The organism is Streptococcus sp. W151 (assembly GCF_053010205.1).
This window is the reverse complement of the sequence record NZ_JBRKNT010000004.1, coordinates 26,797-48,448: the sequence shown is the minus strand read 5'-3', so window position 1 is coordinate 48,448 and position 21,652 is coordinate 26,797. Positions and strand designations below refer to the sequence as shown.

The 21,652-nt window shown below is 43.3% G+C and carries 22 protein-coding genes; 17 read left to right on the top strand and 5 right to left on the bottom strand.

What is annotated here, in order from left to right; genetic code table 11:
• Window positions 1-420: 420 nt before the first annotated feature.
• Window positions 421-939 (top strand): ABC transporter permease, encoded by a 519-nt coding sequence (locus ACVC7Q_RS07270; protein ID WP_447265390.1) that lies wholly within the window; start codon window positions 421-423, stop codon window positions 937-939.
• Between the two features lie 57 nt (window positions 940-996).
• Window positions 997-1,452 carry a class Ib ribonucleoside-diphosphate reductase assembly flavoprotein NrdI gene (nrdI, locus tag ACVC7Q_RS07265; protein ID WP_447265389.1) on the top strand — a complete coding sequence of 152 codons (456 nt, stop codon included), beginning with the start codon at window positions 997-999 and terminating at the stop codon, window positions 1,450-1,452.
• Window positions 1,453-1,646: 194 nt separating this feature from the next.
• Here nrdI and ACVC7Q_RS07260 read toward each other — a convergent pair whose 3' ends face one another.
• The gene (locus tag ACVC7Q_RS07260) at window positions 1,647-1,892 is read right to left on the bottom strand and encodes a MarR family transcriptional regulator (protein ID WP_447265388.1); all 246 of its coding nucleotides are present in this window, start codon (window positions 1,890-1,892) and stop codon (window positions 1,647-1,649) included.
• Window positions 1,893-2,051: 159 nt separating this feature from the next.
• The gene (gene argS, locus ACVC7Q_RS07255; RefSeq protein WP_447265387.1) at window positions 2,052-3,740 is read right to left on the bottom strand and encodes an arginine--tRNA ligase; all 1,689 of its coding nucleotides are present in this window, start codon (window positions 3,738-3,740) and stop codon (window positions 2,052-2,054) included.
• Window positions 3,741-3,844: 104 nt separating this feature from the next.
• Between argS and argR the strand changes: the two genes are divergently transcribed.
• A complete protein-coding gene (gene argR / locus ACVC7Q_RS07250; RefSeq protein ID WP_003009125.1) occupies window positions 3,845-4,285 on the top strand; it encodes an arginine repressor in 441 nt (146 codons plus the stop codon).
• Between the two features lie 130 nt (window positions 4,286-4,415).
• Window positions 4,416-6,965, top strand: coding sequence for a DNA mismatch repair protein MutS (mutS, locus tag ACVC7Q_RS07245; protein WP_447265386.1), 2,550 nt, complete (start codon window positions 4,416-4,418; stop codon window positions 6,963-6,965).
• Window positions 6,966-7,270: 305 nt separating this feature from the next.
• Here mutS and ACVC7Q_RS07240 read toward each other — a convergent pair whose 3' ends face one another.
• Window positions 7,271-7,726 carry a DUF3021 domain-containing protein gene (locus tag ACVC7Q_RS07240; protein WP_447265385.1) on the bottom strand — a complete coding sequence of 152 codons (456 nt, stop codon included), beginning with the start codon at window positions 7,724-7,726 and terminating at the stop codon, window positions 7,271-7,273.
• Window positions 7,720-8,160, bottom strand: a complete 441-nt coding sequence (locus ACVC7Q_RS07235; RefSeq protein WP_447265384.1) for a LytTR family DNA-binding domain-containing protein — start codon at window positions 8,158-8,160, stop codon at window positions 7,720-7,722. The genes ACVC7Q_RS07240 and ACVC7Q_RS07235 overlap by 7 nt, the downstream gene beginning before the upstream one ends.
• A gap of 245 nt (window positions 8,161-8,405) precedes the next feature.
• Here ACVC7Q_RS07235 and mutL point away from each other — a divergent pair, with 245 nt between their 5' ends.
• From mutL to ACVC7Q_RS07220, 3 genes are read left to right on the top strand one after another with little or no spacing between them, the layout of a single operon-like run.
• Window positions 8,406-10,349 carry a DNA mismatch repair endonuclease MutL gene (gene mutL, locus ACVC7Q_RS07230; RefSeq protein ID WP_447265383.1) on the top strand — a complete coding sequence of 648 codons (1,944 nt, stop codon included), beginning with the start codon at window positions 8,406-8,408 and terminating at the stop codon, window positions 10,347-10,349.
• 20 nt (window positions 10,350-10,369) lie between these two features.
• On the top strand, window positions 10,370-10,963 hold the full coding sequence (ruvA, locus tag ACVC7Q_RS07225; RefSeq protein WP_447265382.1) for a Holliday junction branch migration protein RuvA: 594 nt from the start codon (window positions 10,370-10,372) through the stop codon (window positions 10,961-10,963).
• Window positions 10,964-10,972: 9 nt separating this feature from the next.
• Window positions 10,973-11,545, top strand: a complete 573-nt coding sequence (locus tag ACVC7Q_RS07220; protein WP_447265381.1) for a DNA-3-methyladenine glycosylase I — start codon at window positions 10,973-10,975, stop codon at window positions 11,543-11,545.
• Window positions 11,546-11,590: 45 nt separating this feature from the next.
• On the opposite strand, the gene ACVC7Q_RS07215 is transcribed toward ACVC7Q_RS07220, so the two are convergent.
• Complete coding sequence (locus tag ACVC7Q_RS07215) at window positions 11,591-12,628, bottom strand: S66 family peptidase (RefSeq protein ID WP_447265380.1); 1,038 nt, start codon at window positions 12,626-12,628, stop codon at window positions 11,591-11,593.
• A gap of 375 nt (window positions 12,629-13,003) precedes the next feature.
• Between ACVC7Q_RS07215 and ACVC7Q_RS07210 the strand changes: the two genes are divergently transcribed.
• From ACVC7Q_RS07210 to cls, 10 genes are all read left to right on the top strand, one after another.
• Window positions 13,004-14,272 carry a competence/damage-inducible protein A gene (locus ACVC7Q_RS07210; protein WP_447265379.1) on the top strand — a complete coding sequence of 423 codons (1,269 nt, stop codon included), beginning with the start codon at window positions 13,004-13,006 and terminating at the stop codon, window positions 14,270-14,272.
• 119 nt (window positions 14,273-14,391) lie between these two features.
• Window positions 14,392-15,537 carry a recombinase RecA gene (gene recA / locus ACVC7Q_RS07205; RefSeq protein ID WP_447265378.1) on the top strand — a complete coding sequence of 382 codons (1,146 nt, stop codon included), beginning with the start codon at window positions 14,392-14,394 and terminating at the stop codon, window positions 15,535-15,537.
• Between the two features lie 87 nt (window positions 15,538-15,624).
• Window positions 15,625-16,023 carry a transcriptional regulator Spx gene (gene spx / locus ACVC7Q_RS07200; RefSeq protein ID WP_003009108.1) on the top strand — a complete coding sequence of 133 codons (399 nt, stop codon included), beginning with the start codon at window positions 15,625-15,627 and terminating at the stop codon, window positions 16,021-16,023.
• Window positions 16,024-16,157: 134 nt separating this feature from the next.
• Window positions 16,158-16,754 carry an SP0191 family lipoprotein gene (locus tag ACVC7Q_RS07195; RefSeq protein ID WP_447265377.1) on the top strand — a complete coding sequence of 199 codons (597 nt, stop codon included), beginning with the start codon at window positions 16,158-16,160 and terminating at the stop codon, window positions 16,752-16,754.
• A 124-nt stretch (window positions 16,755-16,878) separates the two neighbouring features.
• Entirely contained in the window at window positions 16,879-17,145 is a 267-nt protein-coding gene (locus ACVC7Q_RS07190; RefSeq protein WP_003002070.1) for an IreB family regulatory phosphoprotein, read from the top strand.
• Window positions 17,145-17,564 (top strand): Holliday junction resolvase RuvX, encoded by a 420-nt coding sequence (gene ruvX / locus ACVC7Q_RS07185; protein ID WP_200772399.1) that lies wholly within the window; start codon window positions 17,145-17,147, stop codon window positions 17,562-17,564. Before ACVC7Q_RS07190 ends, ruvX begins: the two co-directional genes overlap by 1 nt.
• Window positions 17,565-17,586: 22 nt before the next feature.
• Complete coding sequence (locus ACVC7Q_RS07180; RefSeq protein ID WP_003001941.1) at window positions 17,587-17,892, top strand: DUF1292 domain-containing protein; 306 nt, start codon at window positions 17,587-17,589, stop codon at window positions 17,890-17,892.
• A 259-nt stretch (window positions 17,893-18,151) separates the two neighbouring features.
• The gene (locus ACVC7Q_RS07175; protein ID WP_447265376.1) at window positions 18,152-19,384 is read left to right on the top strand and encodes a bifunctional folylpolyglutamate synthase/dihydrofolate synthase; all 1,233 of its coding nucleotides are present in this window, start codon (window positions 18,152-18,154) and stop codon (window positions 19,382-19,384) included.
• Between the two features lie 75 nt (window positions 19,385-19,459).
• Complete coding sequence (locus tag ACVC7Q_RS07170) at window positions 19,460-19,870, top strand: SP_0198 family lipoprotein (RefSeq protein WP_447265375.1); 411 nt, start codon at window positions 19,460-19,462, stop codon at window positions 19,868-19,870.
• A 124-nt stretch (window positions 19,871-19,994) separates the two neighbouring features.
• Window positions 19,995-21,530: a cardiolipin synthase gene (gene cls / locus ACVC7Q_RS07165; RefSeq protein WP_447265374.1), complete on the top strand. Its 1,536-nt coding sequence runs from the start codon at window positions 19,995-19,997 to the stop codon at window positions 21,528-21,530.
• Window positions 21,531-21,652 lie beyond the last annotated feature (122 nt).

The window sequence follows — 21,652 nt, the reverse complement described above, 5'->3', positions numbered from 1 at the left end:
ATTTCTTTCGTTCATTCATCTAAATAAAGAAAGTCAGAAGGCAAGTCCTTCTGACTTTTTTGATGGAGTGATGACCAAATAGTTGTGAAAAATGACAGAATAGTTCTTGGACAAGGAAAGAATATAGCTTTTAAAGACCAAATCGTGTCGAAATGAAGCAGAATAGAAACAAATGACTGAAATAGAGGAAAATCAGCTATACTAGTCCTGTTCGAATGAAAGTTTATAGGACTCCGTTAGATCTCTAATCATTCCAATTATACAGTTGCGATGTCTTTTTCATCTTTTGCACACATTATTTTCCAAATGAATTTCATTTGAACGTATCAGTGATCAGGCGGGTGCTTCCATGGTTTGAGGCGCTTGCCTTTCTATCTGTATCGCGATATAATAGTGTGTAAGAAATGAAAAGGAGTGTGTATGAAAAAGAAACCCATCTATCTGTATATCCTGTTATTTTTCTCAACGGTTGGAACCCTAACTTCAGCTGTCTCTACCTTCGGAGCTTCAAAGAGCTTTGAATTGACAGATGATTTTGCAAAACAACTTGGCTTAACGACAGCTCAAGACAAGGCGGACTACTTAGCCTATTATGGCAAATCAGCGCAAGCCAATCAGTCTCCGCTTGCATTTTTATTTGTTTCGCTGATTCTTATTGCTTTGCTTGCAACTTTCTATTTCCTCTTTATGAAGGAGGATCTGCTAACAGCCCATTATACTTATTTGGGGCAGATTTTGCTAAACCAAGTATTCTCTTGCTATAATTATTTTGCAGGACGTCCACTATTAGCTAGTTTTTCAAACTCAGCGCTTCGTCAACGATATCTAGCATCTTCATTCCTTGCTTTGTTACTCTTGACTGCTTTGAACCTTCTCTTTTTTGGGATTATCTTGTATAAAACCTTGCGCTTGAGAAAAGATCAAGCTAAGGCATCATAAAGAGTGTGAATGGAGCTCTCTTAGAGGTTAAGAGAGCTTCTTGATTGGAGAAAAAAGATGAAAGTATCCTTTGTTTATATTAGCTTGAGCGGGAATACAGAGAGTTTTGTCCGCCGTTTAAGTGACTATTTGCTGGAAGCCCATCCTGAACTTGAAATCGAGAAAGTTCATGTGAAAGACCTGGTCAAAGAGGGCCAGCCCTTTTTTGAAATGACCAATCCTTTTATCACCTTTTTGCCTACCTATCTAGAAGGAGGAAATGGTGTTGATAATGGGGATGTGGAGATTTTAACGACCGATGTAGCAGACTTTATTGCCTACGGAGACAATGCCACTAAATGCTTGGGTGTTGTAGGATCTGGAAACCGCAACTTCAATAATCAATATTGCCTAACGGCCAAGCAGTACAGTCAACGCTTTGGTTTCCCTATGCTAGCAGACTTTGAGATGCGAGGGATGCTAGGGGATATTAAAAAAGTAGCTGCGATTGTAGAAGATCTGTATCATCTGTAAAATAAAGAGAGGCTGGGACAAAAGTCCTAGCCTCTTAATTGTTTTTGGATTGTCGAGCAAGACGCAGTGGTTGAGTGGGCTCTACTACGCTGATTTCATCAGCTTTTACAGCCCTACTCAACTGTGCGGAGGTGGGACGACGAAATCGAATTCTAACGAATTACCGATTTCTGTCCCACTCTCTTTTTTACGGTTTATTTTAATTTCTCTATAATTTCTTTGGCAAGTAAAAGACCTAATCGATAGTCCTTGTTGATGGCATGAATGACATCGTTGATGTTATCGGTCTGTTGGATTTTTTCCTTGATACTCTTTTTGAAGGTTTGGTCTTTCAAAAGTTGTTCTTGTAGGAGCCGTTGGAGTTTTTCTCTTTCGTACTTGTTAAATAAAAAGAGGATCACTAAACTGATGAGGATTAAGATGTAAACGGTTTGATTCATAGGGTTCTCCCAGATAAAAATGGATGTGTGAAATGTTGTCTCTTCGAAAATCCGAGTATGGACATGAGAAAAGGAGTGAGAAAGAACTAATTTTAAATGCATTTAGTTCTTTCTCACTCCCATAAGAGATGTTCTACTTATCAATCATTAGATAAGAAATTACATTTTCTCAGGTGCATCGACACCAAGTAAGCGAAGGGCTTCTTTCAAAACAACTGCTGTTGAGTAGCTAAGAGCAAGACGGCTATCGCGTTCTGGGCTTTCATCCAAGATACGAGTGTGAGCATAGTACTTGTTGAAGGCTTGAGCCAAGTTAATCGCATATTTAGCGATCAAGGATGGGTCATAGTTTTCAGCGGCACGTTTGACAACACGAGAGAAGTCTTGGAGAAGCTTGATAATTTCCCAGCTTTCTGGGTCGCTCAAGCTGTAAGTTGCATCTGTTGATGGAGTGAAGTTGGCTTTGCGAAGGATGGATTGGATACGAGCATAAGCGTATTGAACGTAAGGTCCAGTTTCTCCTTCGAAGGATACCATGGCTTCAAGGTCAAAGTCATACCCGTTGCGACGGTCTGTCTTCAAATCGTAGAATTTAACCGCACCAACACCGACTGCATGTGCCACTTCTTCTTTGTTTTCAAGTTCAGGATTCTTCTCTTCGATCTGAGCTTTGGCACGAGAGATAGCTTCTTGAAGAGTTGGTTCGAGCAGGATGATATTTCCTTTACGAGTTGACAATTTTTGGCGGTTTTTTGTCACCAAACCAAAGTCAACGTGAACCATATCATCGCTCCAGTCAAATCCCATTTTCTTCAAAACAGCTTTCAACTGACGGAAGTGGTTGGATTGTTCTTGACCTACGGCGTAGATGTTTTTCACAAAGTTGTAAGTCCGTGCACGGTAGATAGCGGTTGCGATATCACGAGTGATATAAAGAGTGGCACCGTCTGATTTCTTAATCATAGCTGGTGGAAGGTTCACATCATCCAACTCAACGATGCTAGCTCCTTTAGATTCTTTCAACAAGCCTTTTTCTTCAAGGATTTGGACAGCTTCATCCATCTTGTCATTGTAGAAAGCTTCCCCGTTTAAGCTATCAAACTCAACACCAAGGAGTTTGTAGATACGGTTGAATTCCACCAAGCTTTCGTCACGGAACCATTGCCACAATTCAGTCGCTTCTGGATCTCCATCTTCCAATTTTTTGAACCAGAGACGTCCTTCTTCATCAAGCTCAGGATCGTTTTCAATTTCAGCATTGATACGAACGTAAAGTTTTAGCAATTCATCGATTGGGTTGGCTTCGACAGCTTCCTTGCTACCCCATTTTTTATAAGCGACCATCAAGAGACCAAACTGTTTGCCCCAGTCTCCCAAGTGGTTGATTTTAATCGTGTTGTAGCCCATTTTGCGGAAGATGTTTGAAAGAGCATCCCCGATAACAGTTGAACGCAAGTGACCAACTGAGAATGGTTTTGCGATGTTTGGGCTTGAAAGGTCGATGGTAATGTTTTGACCATGTCCTTCGTCTTGTTGGCCGTAGTCTGCACCTGCTTCGATGACAGATTTGATCACCTGATCAGAGATCTTAGATTTATCTAAGAAGAAGTTCACGTAAGGTCCAGTTGCAACGACTTTTTCAAAGGCGCTTTGGTTGATCTTTTCAGCAATGTCTGCAGCGATTGCTTGAGGAGCCTTGCGTTCCACTTTTGCAAGTGAGAAGGCTGGAAAAGCAATGTCACCAAGATCAGATGATTTTGGTTGTTCAAGCAAGTTTAAAATAGCATCTTGGTCAAGAGAGTCAATCACTTTGGCCAATTCACTAGCAATGAGTTCTTTATTGTTCATATTAGCTCCTTAGTCCTTTTAACTATTATTTTAACACAATTCTGAGCGAATTTTCAATTTTTTTGGTATAATTTAAAGTATATTTATTCAAAAGTGGAGGTCCAATGAAAAAGACAGAACGACACCTTTTGATTCAACAGATGATTCGAAATGAAAAACTGTCCACGCAAAAAGAGATTCAGGATCGTTTAGAAGCAAAAGGAATTGCAGTAACGCAAACGACCCTCTCACGTGATTTGCGGGATCTAGGTCTGGTCAAGGTGAAGCGAAAAGATCAATTGTATTATATTTTGCCAAATGAGCCTGAGGTGGCAGAGATTTATATTATGTTGTCCAGCCATGCCAAGTCTGTCTCACGGGCAGAATTCACCTTGGTCTTGCGGACAGAGCTAGGAGAAGCAGCTCTCTTGGCCAATGGTGTAGATGAGATGTCAGATGAGCGTATTTTGGGAACAGTAGCAGGGGCCAATACCCTCTTGATTGTCTGTCGAGACCAAGATGCAGCCATTGAAATTCAAAATGAAATTTTAGGGATGATGCAGTAATCAAGCCCTTAAAGAAAAAGAGAATACCCCATCAAGATGTCAAAAGGAGGAAGATAGTGAGCTATCTACTCCTGTTTTCATCTATGGAGCTTGTGTCAGAAAATGATGCAACAGTAAGGAATAAAGAAGTATGACAGTAGAAAAAATATCCCCTGGAATGCAGCAGTATCTAGATATCAAAAAAAACTATCCGGATGCCTTTTTGCTGTTTCGAATGGGAGATTTTTACGAATTATTTTATGAAGATGCAGTGAATGCAGCTCAAATTTTAGAGATTTCCTTAACCTCACGGAATAAAAATGCAGAGAATCCGATTCCCATGGCGGGTGTTCCCTACCACTCGGCCCAGCAGTATATTGATGTTCTCATCGAACAGGGGTATAAGGTAGCGATTGCGGAACAAATGGAAGATCCCAAAGAAGCCAAGGGGGTCGTTAAGCGTGAAGTCGTACAGGTGATCACGCCGGGTACAGTGGTGGATTCGACCAAGCCAGATAGTGAGAATAACTTTCTGGTTGCTTTGGACCGTTCAGGGAATGACTATGGGCTAGCCTATATGGATTTGGTGACAGGGGAGTTTCAGGTGACGACCCTCAATGACTTCAGCATGGTTTGCGGAGAAATCCGCAATTTACGTGCGCGTGAGGTGGTCCTGGGTTATGAGTTGCCAGAACAGGAAGAACGTGTTTTTGTGAGCCAGATGAATCTCTTGCTGTCACATGTAGAGACAGCGCTGGACGATGTCCAACTTTTAGGGGATCATCTGAGTGAGCTCGAAAAGAAAACGGCTGGAAAACTTCTCCAGTATGTCCACCAGACCCAAATGCGGGAATTGAGTCACCTCAAAAAAGCCCATCATTATGAGATTTGTGATTTCTTACAAATGGACTTTGCGACTAAGGCTAGTCTGGATTTGACAGAGAATGCTCGGACTGGGAAGAAACATGGTAGCTTGTATTGGTATTTGGATGAAACCAAGACGGCCATGGGAGGTCGTTTGTTGCGGTCCTGGATTCAGAAACCCTTGGTCGATTTGAAACGGATTCGAGAGCGTCAGGACATCATTCAGGTCTTTATGGATCATTTCTTTGAACGGAGTGACCTGACCGACAGCCTCAAAGGGGTTTATGATATTGAACGCTTAGCGAGCCGGGTTTCCTTTGGTAAAATCAATCCTAAGGATCTCTTGCAACTAGGAGATACTCTGGGGCATGTGCCGACGATCAAATCGATTTTACTAGGGATTGGTGATCCGGTCTTGGATGTCTTGATTGCACGCTTGGATGAACTTCCCGAATTGCACCGCTTGATTACATCTGCTATTGCTCCGGAAGCGTCTGCTGTTATTACAGAGGGAAATATCATCCGTACCGGTTTTGACGAGCAATTGGACCAGTACCGTGTTGTTCTTCGGGATGGTACTGGTTGGATTGCAGAGATTGAAGCCAAGGAGCGCGAAGCTAGTGGCATTACCGGTTTGAAAATTGATTATAACAAGAAGGATGGCTACTATTTCCATGTCACCAATTCTCAATTGAGCCACGTTCCTGCTCATTTTTTCCGCAAGGCGACCTTGAAAAATTCAGAACGCTTTGGTACGGAGGAATTGGCACGTATCGAAGGAGATATGCTTGAGGCGCGTGAGAAGTCTGCTAATCTTGAATATACGATTTTTATGCGGATTCGTGAAGAAGTTGGCAAATATATCCAGCGTTTGCAACAGTTGGCTCAGGCGATTGCAACGGTTGATGTTTTACAAAGTTTGGCCAGTGTTGCTGAGTCGCAACAGTTGAATCGCCCCCTTTTTCATGAAGAGCGACGAATTGAAATCGACAAAGGTCGCCATCCAGTTGTCGAGAAAGTCATGGGAGCCCAGTCCTATATTCCTAATAGCATCTTTATGGATGAAGAACGGGATATTCAGTTGATTACAGGGCCAAACATGAGCGGGAAGTCTACCTATATGCGCCAATTGGCGATCATTGTGATTCTTGCGCAAATCGGCTCCTATGTTCCAGCGCAAAAGGCTGAGTTGCCAATCTTTGATGCGATCTATACCCGGATCGGAGCTGCTGATGACCTGGTATCGGGTCAGTCTACCTTTATGGTAGAAATGATGGAGGCCAATCACGCTATTCGCAAGGCAACGCCCCAGTCCTTGATTTTATTTGATGAGTTGGGACGCGGAACGGCGACCTATGATGGAATGGCTCTTGCCCAGTCCATCATCGAATACATCCACGATCGTACCGGTGCTAAGACCTTGTTTGCGACCCATTACCATGAGTTGACAGCTCTCTCAGAGACCCTGTCCCGGTTGGAAAATGTCCATGTCGCGACCTTGGAGCGAGAGGGACAGGTCACCTTTTTGCACAAGATTGAACCCGGTCCAGCGGATAAGTCCTATGGGATTCACGTAGCAAAGATCGCTGGTTTGCCAGAAGAGTTGTTGAAGCGGGCGGATGCGATTTTGACCAAGCTCGAAGGACAAGCCCAGCAAGTACCGCTTGTGGATGCAACTCCTAAAAAAGAAGCACCTTCACAGGTTGCTGAACAAATGTCCCTCTTTGAGGAGGAGGCAGAAAATACAGTGATCACGGAATTGAAGAATCTGGATCTCTACAATATGACTCCGATGGAAGTCATGATGGCAGTCGCCGAATTAAAAAAGAAATTGTAAAAAAAGATCCTCGTGACGGCGAGGATCTCAGATTGAAGACAAAGTCATCTTAGAAACTTTCCTTAGGTGAGTCTGGACGTCAGCGAACTTCTAAGAAGTTCCATGACTTAGTTTTGAGCCTAAGGTCTCAAAACTCCCGAGTGCCTGAAACATTTGTGTTTCAGGCACTTTTCTCACAGCGGAAAGTTTCAGTAGATGATTGAATAACTATAACGAGTATAATTTTTATAGAATTTATTAGATTTGTATAAAGGAACAGCTTATCTCCACTTTTCAGATCCTCGTAGTATTGAGGATCTTTTTGCTTAGTGGTTAGTAATGCTTTGATTGATTTCTTGTACTTGTTTTTTGTAAAAATGATAAGAGACCAACCAGATGATCACATAAACGAGGGTGAATTCGACAATGAGCGAGAGGTAAAATCCTAGTCGTGCTGGGAACCAGCCGGCTAAGGTAGCTAGGGGAATAAAGCCAAGTAACATGAGTAGGTAATGGCTCAGAGTAGCCCGCAAGAGGCTCCAGTCTTTTTGAAAGAGGAGACTTCCCAAGCTAAAGAGGACCCCAATCGCCCCCCAAACGAGGACGCAATAGAGCATGACCAGTGAGCCGTGAACATGATGCAAGAACATCCAGCGGCCGACTGCAGAGTTGGGACTTAAGGGAAGGTACAACTCAGGTGAGAATTGGTAGGAAAAGAAGATGGATAGAATGAGCCCGATGAGAATCCCTTTTAGGGCGTCAGAAAATGATTGTTTTAGCATGATAATTTCTCCTTAATGGCTTTTAAATAACGACGGGAGGAGTAAGTCAGGCTCCCATTTTTGAGATGGATTTGAACCGATCCTCCACTAGTGAAGTGCAGGTGATCGATTTCTTTTGTGTTGATAATTTCAGATTGGGAAATTTTGAGAAAGAAGGTCGGTAAGTTTTCAGATAGTTGATAGAGTGGTCCAGTCAGGATAAATTGATCTGTCATGGTCTCACCAATCACTTGCCGATTTTCAATGTAAAAACGTTGGAATAGCTGGCTTTCGATCAGGTAAGCCTCCCCATCCTTTTTGGCACGTAAGCGCCCTCTTTGATCCAATTCTTCCACAAAGTCACGGATTCTCTCTACACGCGTAGATAGTGTAGGTGCTGTAATCGTCACCGCTTCTTCTTGGAAGTGGGAATCAATGTGTACTTCTACTTTCATAAGATATTTTCTCCCTCCTTAGGTAAAGTCGGTTAGCCTGCTAGCCCGGCTCCTTCTTTACACTACTATTAAACACTTTTTCCAAAGGGAAGACAAGGGGATTTGTTTATGTGGTCGTTTTCTTTGCCTATGCGGTTTTTAGGTAAGAAGATGGGGTCAGCCTCCATTTTTTAAGAAAGGGAGTCCTGTGGATCTGTGGTATAATAGAGCTACATGTATCGGTGAAAAAAGGTAAAGGAGCAGCTATGTCACAGATTATTGAATTGCCAGAAGTCCTAGCCAACCAGATTGCGGCAGGTGAAGTAATTGAACGACCTGCTAGTGTGGTCAAGGAATTGGTTGAAAACTCGATCGATGCTGGAGCTAGCCAGATCGTCGTTGAAATCGAAGAAGCAGGATTGAAGTCGATTCGGATCACAGACAATGGGGAAGGAATTGCGCATGATGAGGTCGCTTTGGCCCTTCGTCGACATGCGACCAGTAAGATCAAGAATCAAGCGGATCTTTTTCGCATTCGAACGCTTGGTTTTCGTGGCGAGGCCATGCCTTCCATTGCTTCTGTTAGTATTCTAACCCTTCTAACGGCTCAAGAAGGAGCTGCCCACGGGACCAAATTGGTCGCAAAGGGTGGTGAAATTGAGGAATTGGGGCCAGCGACAAGCCCTGTCGGGACCAAGATTACAGTAGAAGATCTCTTTTTTAATACTCCTGCTCGTCTCAAGTATTTAAAGAGCCAGCAGGCAGAGCTGTCCCATATCGTGGATATTCTCAACCGATTGAGTTTGGCCCATCCAGAGATTGCTTTCACCTTAATCAATGATGGTAAAGAAATGACCAAAACGGCAGGTACTGGCAATCTCCGGCAAGCGATTGCGGGCGTCTATGGCTTGGCGTCTGCCAAGAAGATGGTAGCCATTGAAAATCGCGACCTGGATTTTGAAGTGACGGGCTTTGTGTCTTTGCCTGAATTGACTCGTGCCAATCGCAACTATATCAGTCTCTTTATCAACGGCCGCTACATCAAGAATTTCTTGCTCAATCGGGCTATTTTAGACGGCTACGGTAGTAAACTCATGGTGGGTCGCTTCCCACTTGCGATCATTCATATCCAGATCGATCCTTACTTAGCGGATGTCAATGTTCACCCGACCAAGCAAGAAGTGCGCATATCTAAAGAACGAGAATTGATGGCCTTGATTTCCCAAGCCATTGCGAATGCTCTGAAAGAGCAGGACCTAATTCCGGATGCTCTAGAAAATCTAGCCAAGTCGACCATTCGTCGAGCAGAAAAGCCGGTCCAGACGACTTTGCCTTTAAAAGAAAACCGCCTTTATTATGACCGAGAAAGTCAAGATTTCAAACTTCGACCAGAGGTGGCAGATCCTCAACTTCCTCTAACAGATGAAGCTACTGCTGATTCGATAAGCCAAGAAAATCCAGTAGAAAAACCGATAAGCGCGATCAAGTTTGCGGAAAGAAAGGCTGCGGTATACGATGAACTGGATCACCCAGAGTTAGATCTGGCTAGTCTAGATAAGGCCTATGATAAGTTGGACGGGGAGGAAGCATCGACCTTCCCAGAGTTAGAATATTTTGGACAGATGCATGGGACCTATCTCTTTGCTCAAGGCAATGGGGGGCTATATATCATTGACCAGCATGCAGCCCAAGAGCGAGTCAAATACGAAGAATATCGGGAGAGCATCGGGGATGTGGACGGTAGTCAGCAACAACTGCTGGTGCCTTATATCTTTGAGTTCCCTGCAGATGATCTGATCCACCTGCAACAGCGCAAGCACCTCCTAGAAGAAGTAGGCGTCTACCTGGAAGAATACGGAGCCAATCAGTTGATCCTGCGGGAGCATCCGATCTGGATGAAGGAAGAAGAGATCGAGTCGGGTATCTACGAAATGTGTGACATGCTCCTCTTGACCAAGGAAGTGTCCATCAAGAAATACCGGGCTGAGTTGGCCATCATGATGTCCTGCAAACGGTCCATCAAGGCCAATCACACCCTGGATGATTACTCCGCGCGCGACCTCATCTACCAACTGTCCCAATGTGACAACCCATATAACTGCCCTCATGGCCGTCCGGTCTTGGTCAATTTCACCAAGTCAGACATGGAAAAGATGTTCCGACGCATTCAGGAAAATCACACCAGCCTGCGGGAACTGGGTAAATATTAATTAAATAATAAAGGAATCTTATGTACGAATACATTAAAGGAATCTTAACGAAAATCACCGCCAAATACATCGTGGTGGAGACAGCTGGGATCGGCTATCTCTTGCATGTAGCCAATCCCTACGCCTACTCTGGCAAAATAAACCAAGATGTGCAAGTTTATCTCCATCAAGTGGTCCGTGAAGACGCTCACCTTCTCTATGGATTTGCCACCGAAGAAGAGAAAAAGCTCTTTTTGAACTTGATCTCAGTCTCTGGAATTGGGCCTGTTTCAGCTCTAGCCATTATTGCTGCGGATGACAATGCGGGCCTTGTCCAAGCTATCGAAAGCAAGAACATCACCTACTTGACCAAGTTTCCGAAGATTGGTAAGAAAACAGCCCAACAGATGGTCTTGGATCTAGAAGGTAAGATCAACCTTGATCTAGAAGATGCACCGGCTCAATCTAAAGCTAAAGTGACGGAAGAAAACCAAGCCCTTGAGGAAGCTATGGAAGCCATGTTGGCATTGGGCTACAAGGCAGCGGAGCTTAAGAAAATCAAGAAATTCTTTGAAGGTACGACCGATACAGCAGAGAACTATATCAAGTCTGCTCTTAAGATGTTGGTGAAATAGGAGATTTATATGCCAAAACGCTGTGGCTGGGTTAAAATGAATAACCCGCTCTATGTAGCCTACCACGATGAGGAGTGGGGCCAACCCCTTCATGATGAACAAGCGCTTTTTGAGTTGCTCTGTATGGAGACCTATCAGGCCGGTCTGTCTTGGGAGACGATACTCAATAAACGGCAGGCTTTCCGTGAGGTTTTTCATGGCTACCACCTTCAACATGTGGCAGACATGACGGATGAGGAGCTGGAAGCTTTGTTAGACAATCCAGCCATCATTCGAAATCGAGCTAAGATCTTTGCAACACGGGCCAACGCCCAGGCCTTTTTACAAGTACAAGCAGAATTCGGATCTTTTGATGCCTATCTCTGGTCTTTTGTTGAGGGGAAAACCATCAACAATGATGTCCCGGATTACCGGCAGGCCCCTGCGAAGACAGCTCTTTCCGAGCAGTTGGCTAAAGATCTCAAAAAGCGTGGTTTCAAGTTTACGGGTCCCGTTGCGGTCCTATCCTACCTACAAGCAGCAGGCCTGGTTGATGACCATGAGAATGATTGTGAATGGAAAAGTAGAAATGAGTGCCTATAGATGCCTAGAACATCGGAGAATACAGAAAAAGCTGAGAAATTCATCTCAGCTTTCTTTGTTATAGTCAAAGCGAATGACTTGCTCCGTTGCATCTACATACGCGTGGACTCCAAAGGGAACAATCGCTCTTGGAGTGGCATGGCCAACATTCAGATTATAGACAATTGGGATATTGCTATCAATGGTGTCCATTAAAGCCTCCTTATAGTCGTCATAGAAGGTTTCATCCATAGGTTTCCCGACCAAGAGTCCACTGGCAACCTCAAATATCCTAGTTTCTTTTAAAGTTTGCAACATTTTTTTAAAATCATCAGGTTCAGGCTTTTCTTGACTTGTTTCTAGCAAGAGGATTTTTCCTTCCCAGTCGGATAAGTCAGGGAAAAGTTTGTATTTTTGGCAGAGATCTGTGCTATCTGCGTGTAGAGAGTTGTCAAAAATATCATAGAGAGACTCAAGACAACCACCGAGGATTTCTCCCTCAAACTGAGCATTGCCTTGTAACAAGTCAAAACCTGTATTTGCATGGCTGACACGAGGTGTTCCCAAAGCTTTGGGACTGAAGTCAGTCCGTTCCTCATACCAAACGTCACTAGGTCGAATTTCTGATATTCTTCCCGTCTCAATCAATTCTTTGAAGTAGAGGAGGCTATATGGCAACATTTCTTTGTCTAACTCACAAATGTCTGCTAGAAAGGATTGGCCGTAAAAAGTCTTGATTCCTAGTTTATGCAACATGAGATGGTTCATGGTCGTATCCGAGAAACCGAGAAAAATCTTTGGTTTGATAACCTTTTGTAGTTGGTCATTTTCAAAAAGATAAGGTAGCAAGCGATAGGTATCGTTTCCACCAATGGCGCATAGGATCATGTCGATGCTATCATCAGAAAAGGCCTGAATCAAATCCTCTGCACGAGCTTCAGGATGTTCTTTGATAAAATCTAAGCCTTTTAGCGAATGAGGTAAAAAGATAGGATTGAGTCCGAGGTCCTTGAGACGTTGAATACCCAAGTCCACTTCGTGCTTGACAAAGTCTTCACCCATAGTCCCACTAGATAAACTTATAATACCAAAAGTAGAAACCATATATTATCCTCCTAGAAAAAATTGATGCTATTGTATCACAAAAGATGAGGGGAAACAACAAGAATTTGAGTCAGAAGAAGACATTTAGATCAAGAAAGTAGTAAAAAAGCAACCACTCGATATGGGTGCTTCAGAATATAGATAAGCTCTATCAACAATAGAAAATAGCCCTTTAGAAGTTGATTGCCACATAGTTAAAACTCTTGGGAATGCTGATGTAATGTTATTTCTAAGAGTTTTTGCTTTATACTCTAAAGTAAAAAGATTGAAGAAAGTTGTCCAAAATGGACTTTATCTTCAATCTGTTTTTTTAATAATTTAAGAAATTGTGTTAAAATGAAATGAAAATTACGAATAGTATAAGTGGGAGGCACCATGAAGGCGGAAATTATTGCAGTGGGAACCGAAATTCTAACAGGACAAATTGTGAACACCAATGCGCAATTCTTGTCTGAAAAATTGGCTAGTTTGGGAATTGATGTCTATTATCATGTGGCGGTAGGAGACAATGAAGGTCGTCTCTTCTCGACCATTGAGACAGCTTCAAAGCGCAGCGGTTTGGTGATTTTGTGCGGTGGACTTGGTCCAACAGAGGATGATTTGACCAAGCAAACCCTTGCTAAGTTTTTAGGGGAAGAACTGGTTTTTGATCCGACAGCGCTTGCCAAACTTGACACCTTCTTTGCTAGTCGCCCTGATTATGTCCGGACGCCCAATAATGAGCGACAAGCACAAATGATCGCTGGTTCAATCCCCCTTCAAAACCGTACAGGTCTCGCGGTTGGAGGTTTGATTGAAGTCGACGGTGTGACCTATGTCGTTCTACCTGGTCCTCCAAGTGAGTTAAAACCCATGGTTAATGAACAATTGGTGCCTCATTTGACAACAGGGGAGCAGCTCTTTTCGAGAGTTTTGCGCTTCTTTGGGATTGGGGAAAGCCAGCTGGTTACGATCTTAGCCGACATCATTGAAGAGCAGAGTGATCCGACAGTGGCTCCTTATGCCAAGACAGGAGAAGTGACCTTGCGTCTGTCTACAAAGGCGAAAGATCAGGCAGAAGCGGATGCTAAGCTCGATGTCTTAGAAAAGGAAATCTTATCACGCCACACCCTGGATCATCAGCCCTTGCAAGAGTTGTTTTACGGTTATGGAGATGACAATTCGATGGCCAAGGTTGCCTTTGATCTTTTGAAACAGACTGGTAAGACCATTACAGCTGCAGAAAGCCTGACAGCTGGACTCTTCCAAGCGACTCTGGCAGATTTTTCGGGTGCTTCCAGCATCTTCGCAGGCGGTTTTGTCACCTATAGCCTAGAAGAAAAAAGCAAGATGCTCTCCATCCCATCTCAAGAGTTAGAGCAACATGGAGTGGTGTCTCATTTTACAGCCCAAGCCATGGCTTCGCAGGCCCGTAAGTTAACAGGATCCGATTATGGTGTTAGCCTGACCGGAGTGGCGGGACCAGATAGCCTAGAAGGACACCCGGCAGGAACCGTCTTTATCGGACTTGCGACTCCAAATAAAGTGGATAGTGTCCAAGTTAATATCGCTGGACGTAGCCGGGCTGATGTCCGTGAGATTGCAGTCCTTCATGCCTTTAATTTGGTGCGCCTGGCTGTATTAAATGATGAAAATTTGGTATAATGAAGCTTGTGCCAAATGAAGAATGATTCTAAAAATGGATAGGAAATGAGCCTTTCAAATGACGGTAATCGTTTGTGAGTTGCATACATTTCCTGTATAGTAAAAAATAGGAGAAAAGAATGGCGAAAAAACAGAAAAAATTAGATGATATCTCTAAGAAATTTGGAGATGAGCGTGAAAAAGCGCTCAATGATGCCTTGAAGTTGATCGAAAAAGACTTTGGTAAAGGATCGATCATGCGTTTGGGTGAACGCGCAGAACAAAAAGTTCAGGTTATGAGCTCTGGTTCCTTGGCTCTTGATATTGCCTTGGGTGCTGGTGGGTATCCAAAAGGTCGGATCATCGAAATCTATGGTCCAGAATCATCTGGTAAAACAACCGTTGCTCTTCATGCAGTAGCGCAAGCACAGAAAGAAGGGGGCATTGCAGCCTTTATCGACGCCGAGCATGCCTTGGATCCATCTTATGCAGCAGCTCTTGGGGTCAATATTGATGAACTTCTCTTGTCTCAACCAGACTCAGGGGAACAAGGGCTTGAAATTGCTGGTAAATTGATCGACTCTGGTGCGGTTGATTTGGTGGTTGTCGACTCTGTAGCGGCCTTGGTGCCTCGTGCGGAAATCGATGGAGATATCGGGGATAGCCACGTTGGTTTGCAAGCTCGGATGATGAGCCAAGCGATGCGCAAACTCGGAGCTTCGATCAATAAGACGAAGACCATTGCCATCTTTATCAACCAATTGCGTGAAAAAGTTGGGGTCATGTTTGGGAACCCTGAAACCACACCTGGTGGTCGTGCCCTTAAATTCTATGCTTCGGTTCGTTTAGATGTCCGTGGAAATACCCAAATCAAGGGTACTGGGGACCAAAAAGATACCAACGTTGGTAAGGAAACCAAGATCAAGGTTGTGAAGAACAAGGTAGCTCCTCCGTTTAAAGAAGCCATGGTTGAAATCATGTACGGGGAAGGAATTTCACGTACGGGTGAATTGGTTAAAATTGCAACAGACTTGGATATCATCCAAAAAGCGGGTGCGTGGTACTCATACAATGGCGAAAAAATTGGTCAAGGATCTGAAAACGCTAAGAAGTTCTTAGCGGATCACCCAGAAATTTTCGACGAAATCGACCACAAGGTTCGGGTACATTTTGGTTTGATCGAAGAAGACGAATCAGTAAAATCCCTTGATAAAACTGAAGAAACAGCTCCTGTCGTAGAAGAGGTAACTCTAGATTTAGATGACGCGATTGAAATTGAAGATTAATTTTTTTTAAAATAGGTCGCTAGACTGATGGTTTTTGTGTTATAATTTAATACGATAGTATTATCGTGTAGCGAAAGGAGTGCATGCATGATTAAAATTTATACAGTGTCAAGTTGCACCAGCTGTAAAAAAGCAAAGACTTGGCTCAACGCTCACCAGCTAACTTATAAAGAACAAAACCTCGGTAAGGAAGGGATCACCAAAGAAGAATTGTTGGATATTCTTACAAAGACTGAAAATGGAGTGGCAAGTATTGTCTCTTCAAAAAATCGATACGCTAAAAATCTAGGAGTGGACATCGAAGACTTGAGTGTTAACGAAGTCATTGATATCATCATGGAAACACCTCGTATTCTTAAAAGTCCGATCTTGGTAGATGATAAACGTCTCCAAGTGGGCTACAAAGAAGACGATATTCGTGCCTTCTTGCCACGATCAGTTCGAAATGTAGAAAATGCAGAAGCGCGGATGCGTGCAGCACTTTAAAGCAATTGAAAATCAGAAACAGTTTGTTTCTGATTTTTTTCTTTAAATTTAGAAATGCAGAGTAGTTTCCTGCGCCATTTTCCCAAATCTGTGATACAATATTTTAGAAACCAATAACTAGTAAGGAATGAAAAATGAAAAGAAAGATCTTCTTATTGGGTGCTCTTGTTTTGTGTTTGACAGGTTGCGGTCAAAAAAAGCAAGCGAAAACGCCAACCTCAAGTGAGCAAAAAGCAATCAAAGCGAAAGCAGAACAGCTGCAAAAAGATAATAAGAGTATCTTGCAAAAGGCTGAGGAGAATCAAGTGATCACACGAACCTTTGCCTTTCCAAAAGATGACAAGGGAACGCAACAGACCCAAATCGTAACCTATGTGGGCAACACCTTCAAGAAATTGGAGACCATCAATGTGACGGCAACCAATGAGGAATTGAAAAAAGGGATCCAACAGGTCGGTGTCGAAGAAGCACAAAAGCAATTGAGAGAATCCTTTAATAAGGATGATGCCTTTAAGGAAGCTTTGACAGTACCTGGTTTCACAGCTGATTTGACCTTGGAAAATGAGAATGAATACAAGGTGACCATCACCTATGACTTTGAAGCGATGGATGTGAAGAAGGCTGAAGGGATGACCTACTTCAAAAACAATCACTTGCCGGAGTTGTTGAAGCTGACACCGAGCCAATTTGCGGATAATCTTATCAATGCTGGAGCAAGTGAGCAAAAATAAAAAAACAGTTTAGCTAAAATAGCTCAAAAATGCTTGAAAAAGCTGTAAAATCAAGGGCTTGACCATTGTGGAAAACCCTTAATTATGATATAATAGTAGTATTCTAAGGAAAGAGGGTGTTCTTGTGGGATTTACAGATGAGACAGTACGTTTTAATCTTGATGATTCAAATCGTAAGGAAATTAGCGAGACCTTGAAAGATGTTTACTTGTCACTGGATGAAAAAGGCTATAATCCAATTAATCAAATCGTAGGATACGTACTCAGTGGTGATCCTGCCTATGTACCTCGTTATAATAATGCACGGAACCAAATTCGTAAATATGAACGTGACGAGATCGTGGAAGAATTGGTACGTTATTATTTGAAAGGGCAAGGAATAGACCTCTAATGAGAATTATGGGATTGGATGTCGGTTCAAAGACCGTCGGGGTTGCTGTGAGTGATCCTCTCGGTTTTACAGCTCAGGGTCTTGAAATCATTCAAATTGATGAGGACAAAAAAGAATTTGGCTTAGAACGATTAGCCGAATTAGTAGCTCAATACAAGGTAGACCGTTTTGTTGTAGGCTTGCCGAAGAACATGAACAACACAAGCGGACCGCGTGTGGAAGCCAGTCAGGCGTATGGCACGATGATTGCTGAAAAGTTTGGCTTGCCAGTCGAATACCAAGACGAACGGTTGACAACAGTTGCCGCAGAGCGGATGTTGATTGAGCAAGCAGACGTTAGCCGTAGCAAACGCAAAAAAGTTATTGATAAGTTAGCGGCACAGCTCATTTTACAAAATTATTTAGACCGTAATTTTTAGAAAGAAAACGAGGAAGAATAGTATGGCACATGATCATAACCACGACCATGAAGAACGTGAATTAATCACATTGGTGGATGAACAAGGAAATGAAACCTTGTTTGAAATTCTTTTGACCATCGATGGTAAAGAAGAGTTTGGAAAGAACTATGTCCTTTTGATCCCTGCAAATGCAGAAGAAGATGAAAATGGCGAAGTTGAAATTCAAGCTTATTCATTTACAGAAAACGAAGACGGAACAGAAGGCGACCTTCAACCAATCCCAGAAGACTCAGATGCAGAATGGGATATGATCGAAGAAGTCTTCAACAGCTTTATGGAGGAGTAAAAACATCCAGTGGATGTTTTTAGCCCAGCCCCTAGAAATACGAGAGAGCTGGTAAGTCTGGGAGACTGTATCACCTCAACTCTTAGAAACTAGAAAGAGTTGAAACGTCCGGGGGACGTTTTTAGCCTTGCGCTAGAAAGCAAGATCGCAAGTAAGTCCGATGTACTTGTTGTAAAGATGAACGGAAAGAACAACTACAAAAGAAAGGAGCGCAAATGTCAGAAGAGGCTTTGTCGCTTTTTTCTTTTAGGAGGAAGATGTGAATAAGATTGAGCAATGGATGAATAGTCGGATTGGTCTGAATTTTCGATCAGGACTGGATCGTATGGAGCAGGCAGTAACTCTGCTAGGGAGGCCTGACAAGGCTTACCCGATCCTTCATGTAACAGGGACCAATGGAAAGGGCTCAACGATTGCCTTTATGCGCCAACTGTTGATGTCTCATGGGAAGAAGGTTGGAACCTTTACTTCTCCCCATATGATCAGTATTCATGACCGGATTTGTATCGGGGATCAGCCAATTTCAGATGAAGATTTTACTCGGATCGGCCAACAGGTACAACAAATGGAGCAAATCTTGCTCCAAACCCAGGATCAACTCTCCTATTTTGAGATTATCTGTCTCATGGCCCTCTTGTATTTTAAGGAACAAGCTGTGGACGTGGTCTTATTGGAAGTAGGTATTGGTGGGCTTCTCGATACCACCAATGTAGTGACAGGAGAGATTGCAGTGATCACTTCGGTTGGCCTGGATCACCAAGAAACGCTGGGAGGGACGCTTGCGGCAATCGCCCAGCAGAAGGCGGGGATTTTTAAACAAGGTAAGAAAGCAGTGGTGGGCCCCTTATCTGATGAAGCTGCAGCCGTTTGTCATGAAAAAGCGGAGCTGTTGGATGTGGATCTTAATGCCTTTCATAAAGATTTTGGCTTAGACCAGAATCGTTTTTGGAATGAAAGTGTGGAGCTTGACTTGCCCTCTCTTGGCTTGAAGGGTGATTACCAACGGGAAAATGCTGCAGTAGCTCTAGAGGCCTTTCTCCTCTATATGAAAGGCGCGCATCAAGAAGTAGATAAAGAGCACATCAAGCAAGCTTTACAGGAGACACGTTGGCCAGGACGTCTAGAGTTGTTTGGTGACCAGGTGTATCTGGATGGCGCCCATAACCCTCACGCCATGCTACGTTTGATTGAGTTTGCAAAAAGCTTAGCTGGGAAACGCGTGAAGATTTTATTTGGAGCTCTTAAGCGAAAAGATTATAGTGGGATGCTCGAAACGCTTCAAACTGGTTTGCCAGAATCTGAATTGATTTTGACGACCTTCCATTACGGAGAAGTAGTGGCACAGGGTGACCGCCAAGACCTGCCCTATGTGGCGGACTACAAGGCCTATATCAAAGAATTTATAGATCAGAGTCGTCCAGATGAAGTCTTATTTGTGACAGGATCTTTGTATTTTATTGCAGAAGTAAGGGCATTTTTATTAGAGGGTTAAACAATTGACCTAAAGACTTTCTTGGCGTATACTGGTGGTAGATAGATACGACGAAGGCGAAAGGAGTCGATTTTAATGAAAAAAATCATGTCTATACTGACCTTGGCGGCGGCCCTTTTCCTGACTGCTTGTAGCCAGCACGAACAACAGCAAAAAGTCTCGAGTAGCGCTAGCTCAAATTCATCTGAGACAGTGGCTTCGACCAATGAAAAGCCAGAGCAAGGGGTGTCCATAGATGGAAGCTATCGGGGACAGGATGAGGAGAATACAATTCTACTGGTTGTGACGGGTCAAAAAGGCACTTTTACAGTGCAAGACGCTGATGGAGAAGAAGAGAGAAAAGAGGTCAGTATTGATCCTGTCAATCAATCCATGCGTATAGGGGATGAGCCTTATCGCTATCGGATCGAAGGAGATCAGTTATCGCTAGAAGACTTGGAACAGGCAGAGGATGATCAAGGAATTATCGTTCTGACTAAGCAATAAGAGATAAAATATGAGAGGCTAAAGACGGATCTTTAGTCTCTTTGTTTGTCTAGAAGGAATTTGGTTGGTCGTTGCATCGAGTAAAAAGAATTGTTATACTAGTAGAAAGAAAAAGGAGGATGCTGTGACCTTTCGAAAATTACGTCTTTTAATGTCCAAGTATGGATTTAGCATTTTGTTTATGGGCTTCGAACTATGGCTATCCTTTGCGGCCTTCTTTTGGCTCAATAAATGGTTCCCGCATTGGCTATCAGTTGCGGTCATTGGGATCTTATATGTGTCGACGATCCTAGCTATTGTTAACCGCAATACCCCTCCCGAAAATAAGGTGACTTGGCTCTTGATTGCGGTCATTCCTGTTTTTGGATCGCTCTTATACCTCATGTTTGGCGAGCGGCGTTTGTCCAAGAAGGAAATGATCCAGCTGAAAAATATGGAGTCCATGAAGTTTAGAGAGGATAACAGCCAGCAATTGCGTAAGGAGCTCAAGCAAGAAAGCAAGGCAGTCTATGGCTTGGTTAAGTCTATTTTATCCATGGACCACAATGCGGATCTCTACAATGGGACGGCGTCAACCTTTTATCCTCTAGGAGAGGACATGTATGCGCAACTACTAGAGGATCTGCGAGCAGCGAAAAAATTTATCTTTATCGAGTTTTATATCATTGACGAGGGCTTGATGTGGAACAGTATCTTAGAGATTTTAGAGCAGAAAGTGAAAGAGGGGGTTGAAGTTAAACTCCTTTATGATGATATCGGCTGTATGGCGACTTTGGCTGGAAACTATACCAAACGATTGAGAAAAATGGGGATTGATGCCCATAAATTTAACAAGGTGATTCCCCGCTTAACGGTAGCTTATAATAACCGAGACCACCGAAAGATTCTGGTCATTGATGGGCAAATCGGCTATACAGGTGGGGTCAATCTGGCAGACGAGTATATCAACCATATTGAGCGATTTGGTCACTGGAAGGACAGTGCTATCCGCTTGGATGGACGGGCTGTTAAGGCCTTGACCCGACTTTTTCTCATGAACTGGTACATCAACCGTGGGGAAATCGAGGATTTTGACCGTTACCATATTGAAAACAAGGCGGTCGAAGGTGAAGGACTATACATTCCCTATGGAAGCGGTCCAAAACCGATTTACAAGTCGCAGGTTGGAAAGACGGTCTATCAAAATATGATCAACCAGGCGACAGATTACGTCTATATCACGACTCCTTACTTGATCATCGATTATGATTTGACAGAGGATATCCGCAATGCAGCCCTTCGTGGGGTGGATGTTCGCATCGTGACTCCGCATATTCCAGATAAAAAATTGATCCAAATCGTTACGCGTGGGGCTTATTTAGATTTGATGGATGCAGGAGTGAAGATCTATGAGTACACACCTGGTTTTGTCCACAGCAAGCAAGTCCTAGCAGATGATGAAATGGCGGTTGTGGGATCGATTAACTTTGACTACCGTAGTCTGGTCCATCACTATGAAAATGCGGTCTGGATGTATCGAACGCCTGCTCTGAAAGAGATTCGAGAGGACTTTGACCACATCTTTGAAGTGTCTCAAGAGATCACCGAAGATACCTTCCGCTTTACATGGCACCAAAGTTTGATCAAGGAAATTATGCAATTATTCGCACCGATGTTGTAACAAGTGTGTGAAAACAGAGAAAAGAGTCAGAAGCTGAGAGGCCTGACTCTTTTTACCTATCACTATGTGACAAGAGGCTGACAGGGTCGGCAGAATTTGGTATACTAGAGAAGATAATGAGC